Annotated in this window: 11 protein-coding genes; 5 read left to right on the forward strand and 6 right to left on the reverse strand. The window is 64.2% G+C overall.

Going from position 1 to position 15,764, the window contains the following annotated elements; genetic code table 11:
- Nucleotides 1-31: 31 nt before the first annotated feature.
- Nucleotides 32-2,554: an ABC transporter permease gene (locus tag H0P51_RS18245; RefSeq protein ID WP_246398064.1), complete on the forward strand. Its 2,523-nt coding sequence runs from the start codon at nucleotides 32-34 to the stop codon at nucleotides 2,552-2,554.
- Here H0P51_RS18245 and H0P51_RS18250 read toward each other — a convergent pair.
- Entirely contained in the window at nucleotides 2,545-3,111 is a 567-nt protein-coding gene (locus H0P51_RS18250) for a methyltransferase family protein (RefSeq protein ID WP_180914227.1), read from the reverse strand. The genes H0P51_RS18245 and H0P51_RS18250 overlap by 10 nt on opposite strands.
- A gap of 105 nt (nucleotides 3,112-3,216) precedes the next feature.
- On the opposite strand from H0P51_RS18250, the gene H0P51_RS18255 reads away from it, so the two are divergent.
- Nucleotides 3,217-5,154 carry an acyl-CoA dehydrogenase family protein gene (locus tag H0P51_RS18255; RefSeq protein WP_180914229.1) on the forward strand — a complete coding sequence of 646 codons (1,938 nt, stop codon included), beginning with the start codon at nucleotides 3,217-3,219 and terminating at the stop codon, nucleotides 5,152-5,154.
- 59 nt (nucleotides 5,155-5,213) lie between these two features.
- Here H0P51_RS18255 and H0P51_RS18260 read toward each other — a convergent pair whose 3' ends face one another.
- Nucleotides 5,214-5,705, reverse strand: coding sequence for an LppP/LprE family lipoprotein (locus H0P51_RS18260; RefSeq protein WP_180914230.1), 492 nt, complete (start codon nucleotides 5,703-5,705; stop codon nucleotides 5,214-5,216).
- 420 nt (nucleotides 5,706-6,125) lie between these two features.
- Between H0P51_RS18260 and H0P51_RS18265 the strand changes: the two genes are divergently transcribed.
- The 3 genes from H0P51_RS18265 (at nucleotide 6,126) to H0P51_RS18275 (ending at nucleotide 12,352) form a co-directional block, all read left to right on the forward strand.
- Nucleotides 6,126-10,205: a bifunctional nitrate reductase/sulfite reductase flavoprotein subunit alpha gene (locus H0P51_RS18265; protein WP_246398851.1), complete on the forward strand. Its 4,080-nt coding sequence runs from the start codon at nucleotides 6,126-6,128 to the stop codon at nucleotides 10,203-10,205.
- Nucleotides 10,206-10,318: 113 nt separating this feature from the next.
- Nucleotides 10,319-10,618, forward strand: coding sequence for a hypothetical protein (locus H0P51_RS18270; RefSeq protein WP_180919286.1), 300 nt, complete (start codon nucleotides 10,319-10,321; stop codon nucleotides 10,616-10,618).
- A gap of 87 nt (nucleotides 10,619-10,705) precedes the next feature.
- Nucleotides 10,706-12,352, forward strand: coding sequence for an NAD-dependent malic enzyme (locus H0P51_RS18275; RefSeq protein ID WP_180914234.1), 1,647 nt, complete (start codon nucleotides 10,706-10,708; stop codon nucleotides 12,350-12,352).
- Here H0P51_RS18275 and H0P51_RS18280 read toward each other — a convergent pair.
- From H0P51_RS18280 to H0P51_RS18295, 4 genes are all read right to left on the reverse strand, one after another.
- Entirely contained in the window at nucleotides 12,343-13,740 is a 1,398-nt protein-coding gene (locus H0P51_RS18280) for an MBL fold metallo-hydrolase (protein WP_180914236.1), read from the reverse strand. The two genes, H0P51_RS18275 and H0P51_RS18280, sit on opposite strands and share 10 nt — an antisense overlap.
- Nucleotides 13,741-13,855: 115 nt before the next feature.
- Nucleotides 13,856-14,362 (reverse strand): CAP domain-containing protein, encoded by a 507-nt coding sequence (locus tag H0P51_RS18285; RefSeq protein WP_180914238.1) that lies wholly within the window; start codon nucleotides 14,360-14,362, stop codon nucleotides 13,856-13,858.
- A gap of 13 nt (nucleotides 14,363-14,375) precedes the next feature.
- Nucleotides 14,376-15,119 (reverse strand): hypothetical protein, encoded by a 744-nt coding sequence (locus tag H0P51_RS18290; protein ID WP_343061710.1) that lies wholly within the window; start codon nucleotides 15,117-15,119, stop codon nucleotides 14,376-14,378.
- Entirely contained in the window at nucleotides 15,116-15,757 is a 642-nt protein-coding gene (locus tag H0P51_RS18295) for an Mce protein (protein WP_246398065.1), read from the reverse strand. Before H0P51_RS18295 ends, H0P51_RS18290 begins: the two co-directional genes overlap by 4 nt.
- Nucleotides 15,758-15,764: the final 7 nt, after the last annotated feature.

Here is a 15,764-nt window from a genome sequence, read left to right on the forward strand (position 1 = left end):
AAAGGCGGCGGCCATACCTGATGCTTCCCCGTTGACCGTTTGGGTCGGATCGTTGCGGTACTTCTTCACGCCGGGCCGCGACGTGATCGTGGGCCACGGCGGGCATTGCGATATCCGGCTGGATCGAGACGGGCTCGGCGGACCCGGTGACGGGTCAGCACAGCCAGCGCCCGATGTGGTTTTGCGTTTCGCCGGGACCCACTGGCTTGCCGTGGACCGCACTCAGCACGGTCTTTTCGTGGACGGGATCCGGATGTCGACAATCGACATCCGGGACGGCTTGACGATCGCGGTCGGTGATCCCAGCCGAGGTCCGCGGTTGACTTTCGAGGTGTCCGCCGCCGATGACCTCCCCCCCTCCGCCACCGATCCCCTGGGACGACGGCCATCGCCCGCGCCGGAAGGGGAACGGCGAGACGAAAACAAAGCACCGGAGCCGGAAACGACGCGCATCCCGGCGCAGCCGACGACCGACACCCACCCCCCTGAGCCGAAAACCACCCGCATCCCCGCACAGCCGACGACCGACACCCACCCCCCAGACCCACAAACCACCCGCATCCCCGCACAGCCCACGGTGCCCGAGGAGCCGGCTACCGGCCGCATGGCGATTGAGCCAGCGACGCGGCAGATCCCCGCGGTACCGCTCGAACAAATGCCGATCGAGCCCTCACCCCTGGAGCGGCCGACCAAGCCGTTCCGGTACGTATCCACACCGCCCGCGACCCCGACGCCTGAGGCACCGCCTCCGGTTACGGCAGACCCGCAGCCCAAGGGTGTGCTGGCGCGAGTAGCCGAAGGCATGCGCCGCCCGCCGGAAACCCCGGGCCCCACCGGGCCAGACGAACTTCCGCCTCAAACCAACCGCCTGCCGCTGCAGCCGGACGCCCGGACCGTCGGCGTAGCGGCTTACCAGCTGGGCCTCACCGTCGACGGTCACGAAGTGCTCGCAGACATCTCGTTCACGACGCGCCCGGGAGCCTTGATCGCCGTCGTCGGCCCCTCCGCGGCCCGCAACTTTGCGTTGTCCGGCCTGCTCGCCGGAGGCCGAGTCCCAAGCACCGGCATGTTGACCGTCGACGGCCACGACGTGTACGGCGAGCCCGGACCCTATCGATCCCGCATCGGAGCGGTTCCCCGCGACAATCGAGTGCAACCGAACCTCAGTGTCGAAAACGCCCTGCGATACGCAGCCGAACTGCGGTTGCCACCCGGCACGACCGTCGAAAATCGCGCACGCTTTCTTGAGCAGATTCTCGACGAGTTGGAATTGACGCAGCACCGCAAGACCAGGGTGTCCAAGCTGCCCCCCGAAGTGCGTCGATGCGCCGCGCTCGCGGCCGAACTTCTGGCTAGGCCGACGCTGCTCGTGGTCGACGAACCCGGCGCAGGGTTGGAACCGCGACAGGAAAGCCACGTCATGGGACTGCTGCGGCGTCAAGCCGACCTCGGTTGCGTGGTCATCATGGCTGTGACGTCACCCGCATCGCTGGCCCACCTCAACATGTGCGACCAGGTACTGGTGCTGACTCCCGCTGGCAGGTTGGCGTTCGCCGGCCCCCCCTCGCACATCGAAGCGGCGCTGGGCAGCACCGATTGGCGCGAGATATTCGCCAGGATCACTCACGACCCGAACGGCGCCTATAACGCATTTATGAACCGCCAGCAGGCGTCGGAATCGCCGACTCCGCCGTCGGTCACCACTGTGAACCGGATTCCGCCCGCCCTCACCTTCGGCCAACAATTCAGGATGGTGGCCCGCCGGCAGCTCCGGATCTTGGCGACCAGCCCGGTCTACCTACTTCTTCTGTTGCTCCTGCCGTTCGCGCTGGGCGCCTTGACGCTGCTGATCCCGGGGCAGTTTGGGTTCGGCCGGGCTGCCCCGTCGTCGACCAACACACATCAAGCCATCGAGATCCTGGCCGCGATGAACTTCGCCGCGGTGGTGATGGGGACGTTGGCCACCATCGGTGCCCTGGTCACCGAGCGCCGGGTGTTTCGGCGCGAACAGCAGCTCGGGCTTTCCGCAACGGCATATCTGCTTGCCAAGATCGCCGTGTTCGGGATCATCGCGGCCGCGCAGGCGGCGGTCCTGACCGCCATCGTCATCGTCGGCAAAGGTGGTCCCCGGCATGGTGCCGTGCTGCTCGGGAATGCCGACGTCGAGCTCTATGTCAGCGTGGCCGCGACGGGTGTCGCCTCGGCGATCGTGGGGTTGGCGTTGTCGTCGGTCGGCAGGTCGCTCAAGGAAGTCTTGCCGCTGCTGGTTCCGGCGCTCCTCGCGTCGTTGCTGTTCGCCGGGGGTTTGGTGTCGCTTGTCGGCACGTGGGGTTACGACCAGGTCTCGTGGTTCGTCCCGGCCCAGTGGGGGTTCGCGGCCGCCGCGTCCACCGTCGACCTGCGCCGGGCGGACAAACTGGCCGAGCAGAACGCTGTGTGGACCCATTACTCGGGTTGGTGGGTGTTCGACATGCTCGTCCTGGCCGCCTTGGCCGCAGCGTGGGCCGGGTTTGTGAGGTATCGGTTGCGGCCGCGAGGGACGTCTCAGACGTAGCGGCGAACCCGGCTGCAGTACTCGTCGAACTCCCGTCGGTACTGCCGTCGGAGAAATTCCTCTTCACGCAACACCTGCCGATGGAACAACCAGGTGCCGGCGGCCAGATAGAACAGCGGAACCCAGTTGGGGAACACCAGAAACTGGCCGACCAAGAACAGGAAAAAACCGACATAGATCGGATTGCGGCTGACCGCGAAGATGCCGGTGGTGACCAACCGGCCGGGCGCATCCACGTCGATGCCCACCCGGAAACTCCGGCCGAACGACACCAGGCTGCCCACCAGCACCGCGAGCGCGATCGCACACAACGCCAGGCCGATCCAGGAGACGACCGTGGAATGAAAGAACCGTTGCCGGCTGACCATGGGCCAACCGAAAGCGGCGGCGAAGATCGTATAGAAGTAGAACAGCGCCACCGGCGGGATCGCGAAGTCACTGTTGTCGAGCTTTCCGAAATGCATCGCCCGGGTATCAGATCGTTTCAGCACCAGGACTCTGCCCACCACGGTGCCGATCAACAGCACCACCATGAGTGCGGCCAGGTATTGCGGCATTGCAGCTCTCTCCGTCGCCGTGCTATCTCGATGATTCCACGACACAGCGGGGTCGATGGGGCCCACTAGGTTTCAGCAGCGTGCGGAACGGGTTACGGTCGGGGAATGGCGCCAGGAAATAAGAGCACTGCCGAGCATCTGCGTGACGCGCTGGACGGACGTTGGCGTGACGTGAAGAACCAGACGCGGAAAGCGCTCAGCGGCGAGGCGTTCCGCCCGCACTACACACCCAACACCGTGATCGCCCGGGCCAAGGTGGCCGAACAGATGCAGCTGATGGCGTCGGCCGGCATCTCCGATGAAGGCTTCCGAAAAGAGCACGGCGGCACTGGCGACGTCGGCGCCGCGGTCACGATGATCGAGATGCTGGCGATGTCGGATCTGTCCCTGATGGTCAAAGCCGGTGTGCAGTGGGGGCTGTTCGGCGGTGCGGTTGAGAATCTGGGCACCGACCGTCACAGCGGCTATATCCAGGACATCATCACCTTGGACCTGCTGGGCTGTTTCGCGATGACCGAGACCGGGCACGGCAGCGACGTCCAGTCCCTGGAGACGACGGCGACCTACGACGCCGAGACCCAGGAATTCGTGGTGCACTCGGAAACCCCGACGGCCCGCAAGGACTACATCGGCGGGGCCGCTGAAACCGCCACCATTGCAGCGGTTTTCGCACAGCTGATCACCCATGAGGACGGCGAGCCGGTCAACCACGGAGTGCACTGCTTGTTGGTGCCGATCCGGGATGCGGACGGCAACGATCTGCCAGGGGTGACCACGTCGGACTGTCACTACAAGGGTGGCCTGCCGGGCGTCGACAACGGACGCATCATGTTTGACCACGTCCGGGTTCCCCGGGTGAACCTGCTGAACAAGTATGGCGATGTCGCCGAGGACGGCACCTACAGCTCGCCGATCGACAACCCCAACCGGCGATTTTTCACGATGATCGGCACGTTGATTCGCGGCCGGGTGACCGTCGGCGGCAGCGCCGGCAACGCCGCACGTGTCGCATTGGACATCGCAACGCGATATGCATTGCAGCGCAGGCAGTTCGAGGCACCCGGCGACGCTGGCGAAGTCCTGATCATGGACTACCTGGTGCACCAACGGCGACTGTTTCCGTTGATCGCACGTTCCTATGCGCTGCAGTTCGCGCAGAACGAACTGGTCTCCAAATGCCACGACCTGCAAACCTCCGATGTCGTGGACGCCGACGAGCAGCGTGAGCTGGAGGCGCGTGCGGCGGGTTTGAAGGCGGCCAACACCTGGCATGCTTCACGGGCTATCCAGGAGGCCCGCGAAGCGTGTGGCGGCGCGGGCTACATGGCCGAGAACCGGTTGATCGCACTGCGTGCCGACACCGACGTGTTCACGACCTTCGAGGGTGACAACCACGTACTGACACAATTGGTGGCCAAGGAGTTGCTCACCGCCTACGCCGACGACATCAAGAGCATGAGCCCAGTGGAATGGGTCCGGTTCGCGGCCAACACGGTCGGCGATCGTGTCATGAAACGCACTGCGGCCGAAGCGATTATGCAGCGGATCATCGACTCGCGGCAGGACAGCGAAGAGGAAGGCAGCCTGTTCAACCGCGGAACCCAAGTCAAGATGTTCGAAGACCGCGAGGACTACTTGCTGTCGTCGGTCGCGCGGCGGTTGCAGGGTAAGTCCAAGGAGATGTCAGAATTCGACGCCTTCAACGCGGTGCAGGATCACGTGTTGCACGCTGCGCAGGCGCACATCGACCGCGTCGTGTTGGAGGCGTTCGTCGCCGGGATCGAGGCCTGCCCGGACGACGAGGCCCGCGAACTTCTTGGCGTGGTCTGCGACTTGTATGCGCTGTCGGTGATCGAAGAAGACAAGGCGTGGTTCATCGAGCACACGTACCTGTCGACCGAACGGGCCAAGGCCGTCACCCGAGGCATCAACGATCGATGCCGGGTGCTGCGCCCGCACGCCAGGACACTCGTCGACGGGTTCGGCATCCCCGAGCCGTTGCGCTACGCCGAAATGCTGCATCCGGAGAACCTGCCGGACTGAGTCCGGCAGCTTTTTCGCCTGCGCCCCAACGTAATCTGTCCTGCGGGCGACTAAGCGGGCTATTGATGCGGGATCGACCCCAGTGCTTTGAGGTTGCCGTCCGGCCCGATCTGGAACTTCACGGTACCGTTGCCGGTCGGACAACATTCCTCGTCCTTGCCGACACGCCAACGGTATTGGACGGTCACGGTGTCGTCGGCCGGAGCCAGCACGGCGATATAGGGCTTCGGGTTCGGGGTAGGTGAACCCAGCGGTCGGTTGTGGTCGAAGAACAGAAGCTGCTGCGGGGTCGATTCGGAAGCAAGGGTGGGGATGATCTGCACCCAATACAGTCGGCACTTGCGGGTATGGCCGCGCGCGATCTCCACCCAACTCGACCCGGGCACCTCGACCGGGACGGCGGCGATGGCCCGGCGCACCGTGTCGGCGGTCGGGCCGTCGGATTCCTTGCAGTTGTCAGGCTTCGCCGGTGCTGCGGCGCGCGGTTTGTCACCGCACCCTGCGGCCACCAACCCGAGGATGACCAACACCGTGACGAACCGCCGACGCACGTCGCGAGCTTAGCGAAGGGCCTCACCGCAGCCGCGTCGGCAGCCGACGGCTCGGCTGGACGCGACCTGTGAATGTCCGTCAGGTTTCGTTAAACCGCAGGTGAAGGCCTTGAAGACGGCTCGGTCAAAGGTAGCCTCGACAGCGCTGGCAACGCAGGCAGCGACCATCCGTCCGACCGGTGGGAATCACGCTGTTGCCCGCCAGCTTCCCGCTCCGCACAGCCATACACCTGGGCTGGGAGCAGACCGTAAAACGGATGAAACCTCGTGCGTGGTGGGCCGAAACATCGTTGACGCACTATTGCGCGCAACACCGGGCAAATGATCGAAAGGACATCCGGCGTGGGCAGGGGGCAGGGGGCGACGGGCAGCGGTGAAGCCGTCAACACCGTGTGCGCCTACTGCGGCGTTGGATGCGGAATGGTGTTGCAGGTCACAACGAGTGTCCAAAGCAAGCCGAGTCACAACCGCTCGATCTCGAAAACGATTGGTCGCGAAGATCATCCAGCGAACTTCGGCCGGTTGTGCACAAAGGGCGCAACCACTGCAGACTTCCTGAGCGCATCAGGTCGCGCCGAGACGGGCTACCTGCGGCCCGAGCGCGGCCAGCCCCTGGAATGCGTGGACACCGACGCCGCGATAAGCCACGCCGCGCAACGGTTACGGGCCATCATCGACGAGCACGGACCGGACGCCATCGCCCTTTATGTGTCCGGGCAGATGTCGCTGGAGGCGCAGTACCTGGCCAACAAGCTGACCAAGGGATTCATCGGCACCAACCAGATCGAGTCGAACTCGCGATTGTGCATGGCCGGCGCCAGTTCCGGCTACAAATTGTCGCTGGGTGCTGACGGCCCGCCGGGCTCCTACCAGGATTTCGAACACGCCGACGTCTTCTTCGTCACCGGGGCCAACATGGCCGACTGCCACCCGATTCTGTACCTGCGCATGATGGAACGAGTCAAGGCAGGGGCCAAGCTGATCGTCGTCGACCCGCGGCGCACCGCAACCGCGGCCAAGGCCGACCTGTTCATGCAGATCGCTCCCGGCACAGACCTCGCACTGCTCAACGGTTTGCTGCAACTGATCGTCGAGAACGGAGACATCGACACCGAATTCATCAACGAATTCACCACTGGCTGGGAGGTGATGCCCAGCTTTCTCGAGCAGTTCACCGTCGACACGGTCAGTGAAATCACCGGCATCCCAGCCGAAGACATCCGCACCGCGGCACGCTGGATCGGTGCGGCTACCAACTGGGTCAGCTGCTGGACTATGGGACTCAACCAGAGCACTCACGGCACCTGGAACACCAACGCGATCTGCAATCTGCACCTGGCTACCGGCGCGATCTGCCGGACCGGCAGCGGTCCCTTCTCCCTGACCGGCCAGCCCAACGCGATGGGTGGGCGCGAAATGGGCTACATGGGACCGGGACTGCCCGGCCAGCGCTCAATCACCTGTGCCGAAGACCGCGAGTTCACCGAGGACAAGTGGGGCATCCCCCGCGGTTCGCTACGCACCGACGTCAGTGCCGGCGTGATCGACATGTTCTCGCGCATGGCTGTCGGCCAGATCAAGGCATGCTGGATCATTTGCACCAACCCCGTTGCTACCGTCGCTAACCGCAAGACGGTACTGGCCGGTCTGGACCAGGCCGAACTGGTGATCACCCAGGACGCATTTCTGCAGACCGAGACCAACGAGTATGCCGACGTGTTGCTGCCGGCCGCGCTGTGGACCGAATCCGAAGGGGTGATGGTTAATTCCGAGCGCAACCTAACCCTGTTCCAGCAGGCGGTCGATCCGCCGGGACAGGCGCTGCCGGACTGGCAAATAATCGACCGGATCGCCTGCGCGATGGGATATTCCGATGGCTTCGGCTACGCCTCGGCGGAGCAAGTGTTCGAAGAAATCAAGGGCTTCTCGAATCCCAAGACCGGCTATGACATTCGTGGTATCAGTTACAAAAGACTGCGCCAGACGCCCGTGCAATGGCCGTGTCCACCAGACGCGGACAACCACCGGAACCCGATCCGCTACCTCAACGATGGCATCAGCCAAAGCCGGGTCACCCGTGAGGACGGCCACGTGCCCCGACTCGCCTTCCCGACGCCGGACGGACGCGCCGTCTTCTTCGCCCGCCCGCACCTGCTGCCCGAGGAGATGCCCGACGCCGACTACCCGTTGCTGCTCAACACCGGACGACTGCCGCATCAGTGGCACACCATGACCAAGACCGGCAAGGTCGCCAAGCTGAACAAGCTCAACCCGGGTCCGTTCGTCGAAATCCATCCCGAAGACGCTGCGCGCCTGCAGATCTGCGACGGTGACCAGGTGGAGGTCGCCTCTCGCCGCGGCCGCGCCGTACTGCCTGCCGTCCTCACGGATCGGGTGCTGCCGGGTAACTGCTTCGCACCCTTCCACTGGAATGATGCCTTCGGCGAATACCTTTCGATCAACGCCGTCACCAACGACGCTGTCGACCCGGTGTCGCACCAACCGGAGTACAAGGCTTGCGCGGTTACCTTGTGCAAGGTTGAAGCCACGGCGCGGCAACCGGCACCTTCGGCGACCGGTGTACCCGATTCGAACCCAGGCCTGACCCGAATCGACGCGATTGCCGAATTCCTCGGCGTGGCGAGCGAACCCACCCCGCAATTCGACGCGGGCGGCCGTGCCTACCTGGCCGGAATGTTCGCCGGCCTACGTCTGAACAGCGGACCGGTGTTGGACCGCGCACCCACCCTGCCGGCCAGCGCCCCATTCGACGAGCGCACCCGGATGTGGCTGGACGGAGTTCTCGCCGGCGTGTTAGCTCGCAGCCCGGCGGCCGAGGAAGCCGCGGTCGAACCCGAACGCACCTCGATACCAGTGTTGTGGGCATCTCAAACCGGCAACGCCGAGGATCTCGCCGCCGACGTAGCCGCGCGACTGCGTGACGCCGCGCTACCGGCCGCGCTGCACCCCATGGATGAATTCCCGCCGGAGCGGCTACCGAGCACAGCTGAACTGCTACTGATCACCAGCACCACCGGCGACGGCGACCCGCCCGACAACGCCGTCGGCCTATGGCGGGCGCTGTCGGCGGCAGACGCGCCGCGCCTGGCCGGCGTCCGCTATGCCGTACTGGCGTTGGGTGACTCCAATTACGACGACTTCTGCGGGTACGGGCGAAAACTCGACGACCGCCTCGCCGAACTCGGCGCGACCCGCATCACGGCCCGCGCCGACTGCGAACCCGATTACCAAGAAACCGCAGCCCGCTGGCTCGATGACATATTGGGAAAGTTGACCGGCACTGCCGCCACGATTGCCACCGCACCGGCAGGTGTGGGGACGCCGGCTAGTCCCGCCGGCGGGGACCCGCAGTACTCCAGAAAGTGCCCGCTGGTAACCGACCTGATCCGCAACACCACCCTGAGTAGACCCGACTCGGCAAAAGATGTGCGGCAGCTGGTGTTTGACTTGTCGGAGGAATCAATCAGCTACGAAGCCGGCGACGCACTGGGAGTCTGGCCACGCAACAACCCCGAGTTCGTCGACGAGTGGCTGACCATGACCCGGTTGGACGGTGATGCCGAAGTTCACGTCGCCGACCACGGGCCGATGTCGTTGCGCTCCGCGCTAACCGAGCGGTTCGAGATCGCCCACATCAGCCGCGACCTGCTGCGGTTCGTGCGGCAACGCACGGTCGATGCTGATGCCGCCGAACAACTGGCCGAGCTGATGAAGCCGGAAAACAAAGTGCAACTGGCGGATTGGTCGTGGGGGCGTCAGTCGGTCGACCTGCTCGCCGAGGCACCCGTCGCGGCATCCACGGACGAATGGCTGGCCATCCTCAAACCGCTTCAGCCCCGGCTCTATTCAATCTCCTCCAGCCCCAAGGAGCACCCCGGCGAAGTGCACCTGACGGTTTCGCCGGTACGGTACAACTTCCGCGGCGTCGCACGGCGCGGGGTGTGTTCCACGTATCTCGCCGACCGCTCCCCCCGCGACCGGATCGCCGTCTACGTGCGGACCTCGACGAACTTCCGGCCTCCCAGCGATCCGCAGATACCCATGATCATGATCGGGCCCGGCACCGGGATTGCCCCGTTTCGCGGCTTCCTGCAGGAGCGTCGTGCGCTCGGCCACACCGGCCCCAACTGGCTGTTCTTCGGCGAGCAGCACGCGGCCACCGACTTCTACTACCGCGACGAAATCCAGGCGATGCATGCCGACGGACTGCTCACTGAGCTAGACCTGGCGTTCTCGCGAGACCAGCGGGACAAAATTTACGTGCAGCACCTGATGCGCAAACGCGGTGCGCAACTGTGGCGATGGCTTCAGGACGGAGCTCACCTCTATGTTTGCGGCAGCGCGAACCCGATGGCAAAGGACGTCGATCAGGCGATCCGCGACATCGCGGCCGAGCACGGCAAACTCAGCCCCGACGCGGCCGGCGATTTCGTCCGAGAGCTCGGCGCGGATAAGCGCTATCGCCGCGACGTTTACTGAGGACGAGATCGGCAATCTGTAATACGGCGGAAACGTCGCACGACGTTTGCTGAAACATGACGGTCGCACGATTCACCCATTGGAATACGCACTCGCACGGAAGGGGCGTTTTCGTGGGTCGCAAGTCTGACGGTTCCAAGGGAGCAGCGCCAAACCCCGCCTGTCCGCTGCACTGCGGTTCGCGGCAAACCGACGACAGCAACCCCCAGATCTCTTGGGCGGGATTGCCGGTGAACCTCGACCTGGCCTTCTCCCAGAACCAGCGCGACAAGGTCTACGCACAGCACTTGAGGCGCAGGCAGGACACGTCTTTGCGGCGCCGGGCCAACGACGTCACGCAATTGTGCGTCTGTGAGGCCAGCGGATACATGCGATCGAACTCTGACGTCGACAAGTCAGTCGCTGGTCTCTGAACGTTCTCGCTGAGCGTCTTGCGAGCCGAGCAAGCTCGATCGGCGCTACCGTGACGTGGTTACGCCCAGTCACGGACGGAGCTTTCCATGAGCGATGCCTGCGTGCCCCGATTCCCGGCCGCGTTGTCCACACCGAGTCTCAACCGCGGGGTGGGTTTCACCCACGAACAGCGCAAGAGGCTTGGCCTCACCGGCCGGTTGCCGTCCGCGGTGCTCACCCTGGACCAGCAAGCCGACCGGGTATGGCACCAATTGCAGAGCATGGCTACCGATTTGGGTCGCAATCTGCTGCTCGAGCAGTTGCACTACCGCCACGAACTGCTGTACTTCAAGGTATTGATCGACCATCTGCCCGAGCTGATGCCGGTTGTCTACACGCCGACGGTGGGTGAAGCGATCCAGCGGTTCTCCGACGAATACCGCGGGCAGCGCGGCCTGTTTCTGAGCATCGACGAACCCGAGGAGATTGCCGAAGCCTTCGAGACACTCGGGCAAGGCCCCGACGACATCGACCTGATCGTATGCACCGACGCCGAAGCGATCCTGGGAATCGGTGACTGGGGTGTGGGCGGCATCCAGATTGCGGTCGGCAAGCTGGCCCTCTACACCGCCGGCGGCGGCGTCGACCCGCGCCGGACACTGGCGGTGTCGCTGGACGTCGGGACCGACAACGAACAGCTGCTGCACGATCCGTTCTACCTGGGCAACCGGCATGCCCGGCGCCACGGAGATGAGTACTTCGACTTCATCCGGCAATACGTCGAGACCGCCCACCGGATGTTCCCCAATGCAATACTGCATTTCGAGGATTTCGGGCCGGCCAACGCCCGCAAGATCCTGGCCACCTACGGCGCTGACTACTGCGTATTCAACGACGACATGCAGGGCACCGGCGCAGTCGTGTTGGCCGCCGTCTACGGCGGGTCGAAGCTCACCCGTACTCCGCTGCGGGATCAGCGGATCGTGGTCTTCGGCGCCGGGACCGCGGGTTTGGGTGTAGCCGACCAGATTCGGGACGCAATGATCGCCGACGGCGCCAGCGCCGAGCAGGCCACGGCACAGATCTGGCCGATCGACCGGCAGGGCCTGTTGTTCGACGACATGGACGACCTGCGGGACTTTCAGTTGCCCTACGCCAAGAACCGCGACCGCCTGGGAGTGGGCGCTGACCAACGAATGGGGCTGGTGGAGACCATTGGGCTCGCGTCCCCCACGCTATTGCTCGGCTGTTCGGCGGTGTCCGGCGCGTTCAACCGCGCGGTGGTGGAGGCGATGACGGCATCGTGTGAGCGCCCGATGATCTTCCCGCTGTCCAACCCGACGTCGCGGATGGAAGCCATGCCGGCAGACTTGGTGCAGTGGTCGGCAGGCAAAGCATTGGTGGCGACCGGAAGTCCGATGGCCCCCGTCGAGTACGAAGGAACCACCTACACCGTCGGGCAGGCCAACAATGTGCTGGTGTTCCCAGGTATCGGACTGGGCACCATTGTTGCCGGAGCACGCCGGATAACTCAACCGATGCTGCACGCTTCAGCGAAAGCCGTTGCCCAACAGGCAACTCCAATTGCACCCGGTGATTCGTTACTGCCTGACGTGCGGAATCTGCGGAACATCTCAGCGCAGGTCGCCGAAGCCGTCTACCAGGCCGCCGTCGAAGACGGGGTGGCGACGAAATCGTACGACGATGTGCGCCAAGCGATTCGCGACAGCATGTGGGCTCCGGTCTACGATTGATCCGCGCCGCCAGCCAGTGGCAGTCCAGCTTTCTCCCAGGCATCGAACCCACCAATTAGATCCGCGACGTCTCCGAAACCCGCCGCCTGCAACAGACTGGCCGCGATCATGGAGCGCGTCCCGCTCGCGCAATACGTCAGCACCGGCACTGACCTGTCGAGTTCGTCCAGCGAGTCGGCCAGCGCGGGCAATGGAATGTGCCGCGCGCCGGGAATCATTCCATCCTCCAACTCGGCTTTGCCGCGCACATCGATGATCTGCAGCTCAGCTGTCGAGCGGCGCAACGGGTCAAGTTGGTCGGCGGTATAGCGTTCAGTTCGCTCGACGCGCTCCGGCTGTCTCCGCAGCACCGCGTCCAGATCGTCTAACTGGCCGATGACCCGATCCAGGCCCACCCGCGCAAGCCGGATTCTGCTCTCCCGCGCCTGCGCGGGATCACCCACCAGCACGATGTCCTTTTCGATGTCCAAGACGCCGCCGGCCCACTCGGCGAAACGACCCTTCAGGCTGACGTTGACGGCGCCGCGTAGATGACCCGCCGCAAACTCCTCTGGTTCGCGGCCGTCGAGCAGGCTGGCGCCCGCTGCCGCGAGCCGGGCGACCGCATCGCTGTCCAATGCGCCTGGCAGCTCCGCGTTCAACAGCGGACGCTGCTGCCGATTGCGCTGCGAGTCATACTCGAAGTAACGCGGCTGTACGGCTTGGTCGGAAGTGAGCGAGGCGACGAATTCGTCAATGTCGGCAATCTGGGCGGCATAGTTGGTTTCACGCTGCTCGCCGATGGTGGAACTGGTCTCGCTGGACAACTGCTTGCCGCAGGTCGACCCGGCCCCGTGCGCCGGAAACACTCTGGTGGCGTCGGGCAGCTTGAGTAGTTTGTCGTGCAGTGTTCGGTACAGGGTTCGCGCGAGGTCGTTGGCAGAGATGCCTTTGCCCGAAAGCAGATCCGGGCGGCCGACGTCGCCGACGAATAGCGCGTCTCCGGTCAGGACACCGTAGGGGAGCTCGTCGTCCGGGTGCTCGTACACCACGACGGAGATAGACTCCGGCGTGTGACCGGGTGTCGACAGGATCTCAAACATGACTTCCCCCAAGGAGATGCGCTGCCGGTCGTGCAACGGCTCGATGGCGAACTCGACGTTCGCGTCCTTGCCGAAGGAGATCACCGCCCCAGTCGCAGCCGCCAATTCCAAATGCCCGCTTAGGAAGTCGGCATGGATATGGGTCTCGATGACCCGCTCGATTAGCAGACCGTGTTCGGCCGCCTGATCGAGGTAGGGCTCGATGTCTCGGCGCGGGTCGACGACCACGGCACGCCCCGTGGTCTCGTCCCCGATCAAGTACGAGGCCTGCGACAAGCAGTCCAGGTAATGCTGGGTGAAGATCATGCGGTCACTACTCCCTCAGCCTTAGAAGCTACGTTCTGCCTTGGGTTCCCACGATCTGCACGGACTTAACGAGGCGCAATTTCGAATCGCGGTGAATTTTACGCCACCTCATACGTCAGCGTCCCTGCTCCTCGGGCCGCCCATACAGGGCAACCACGACGGTGCGGTCCAAGCTGTTGTCTGACCAGACGCCCATCGCGGTGTTAGTGCAATCTCGCATGATCGCAAGATATTCCGGGTTGTCGTACCACTGCCGCATCACTTCGAGGCCAGTGATGGCCAGCGCTGGATTAGTCGCCACGGTTTCGGCTACTCGGCCGCGAAACCCGGCTGCGTAAGCTCGGTCTTGTGGTGTCGAGCCATCAGATCCGATGTCGTCGTTGATGTTTCGGTTGTCGATCATATCGTCGGCGTGCCATTGCGCGGCCAGATACAGCGAGTTGTTCATCACTACATCGTTCGTACAGCCAGCTTGGTGCTGAGTGGTGTAGACACCGGACAGGACGCTGTCGTTGAGCCTCTTGTTGTCAGCAACGGCGCTAGGAGCCGCCGATCCCGCTGCCGCCGCAAGCACGACGAGCATGCGTGCCAAATGGATTGCGTATCGGATCAAACATGTCATGGCGGCCTCTCGCTCAGACCGGGTCGAATCGCGAAACAAGCCAGCGCCCGCCGACCTTGTCCAGTGTTACCCGAATAACCGGCTGGGTGTCGGTGGGAGTGCCACCGTCGCCAACAATCACGGTCTGATTCGCGAACAAGAGCACCACGGCGTGATTTTGTGTCGCCGAAACCGACGAAGCCGCAGTGACTTTCGCTACCGCGGTAATGTGTTTCTGTTTGGCGCCGGGAATGACGACCTGGCGGGTCAAGGACGTGTACGCGTCCTTGAAATCGCCAGTGAGCCGTTCCCGCGCCGCACCAAGTTCTTTCTCGGCCGACTCGGGGCTGTACGACAGCAGGGCAACTGCATCGTCGCTGGCCACCCGCACCGATTCGGCGCGGGCCCGCGCTTCCTCGGATCCGGACAGGTCCACCCATTTGAAATAGCCCGCGGTGAGCGCAAGCAGCAGCGCGATCCCCGGCAGCACGCCGAAGGCAAGGACACGCGACCGCGCGATCGGGGGCCGGCGCCGGATCGCCTTGGCGTCTCCATCCAGCCGGTCGTCCGACTCGTCGCGCAGTTCGTCTTCCGATTCGTCGTGCAGTTCGCCTTCTGATTCGTCGCTGCCCGAATCCGCAGCTTCGTCGCCGGACGTCTCGGTGGCCTCTCCGTCCTCATTGCCGCCGACAAGAGCGGATTCCTGCGTCGTATCGTCATCCGGCGTACTTTCGGCTCGCGTTGTCATCCCCGTGGTCCGTTCGCTCAGCGTCGTCATGGCACGAACACCACATTCGACATCTTGGCGTCGCTGCCGACGGCTTGGACATCGATTCGCATCCGCCATTCCCGCGGCGCCTCTTCGCCGGCGGCCGTCCGCGACTTCACCGCTACCGCCACCAACACCCTGGCCGAGTCCCCCTGCTGGGACTCCAGCCCAGCTTCGGTGACGGTGCCCTCCGATTTCGACTGCGCGGCCTTGACGAGTTCGATGAACGGTTTGGCCCGATGCTCGAAATCCTCCCGGAAGGCGCCGGTGGCCGAATCGAGGATCCGCTGCACATCGGCGTCGATCTCGGTGTAGTTGAGTGTAGTGAGATTCACCGCACCCTGGCGGGCCGTCTGGATAAACAACTGGCGTTGGACGCGGGCCTGGTGCTGCTCGTACCCGCGGTAGCCGAGCCAACCGGTCAATCCGGCGAGCGCGGCCACGACGACTCCGCTGACGACCAGAGCGCGCCCGATGTGGGTAAGCCGCCCAAGTGGATTCGGCAGTCCCCGACCGGTGGCGCGAGAGGCGACTGGGTTCTCGGCCGCGTCGGCGTCCGCCTCAATGCACTCGTCGGATTCCCTGGACAAAGCGACTTCACCTTGGGTGTCAGCAATATCAGGCTTCTCAGAAGGCTCGTCAGCCATGTTGCTC

The sequence above is a fragment of the Mycobacterium vicinigordonae genome (genome assembly GCF_013466425.1).
GTDB classification, from domain to species: domain Bacteria; phylum Actinomycetota; class Actinomycetes; order Mycobacteriales; family Mycobacteriaceae; genus Mycobacterium; species Mycobacterium vicinigordonae.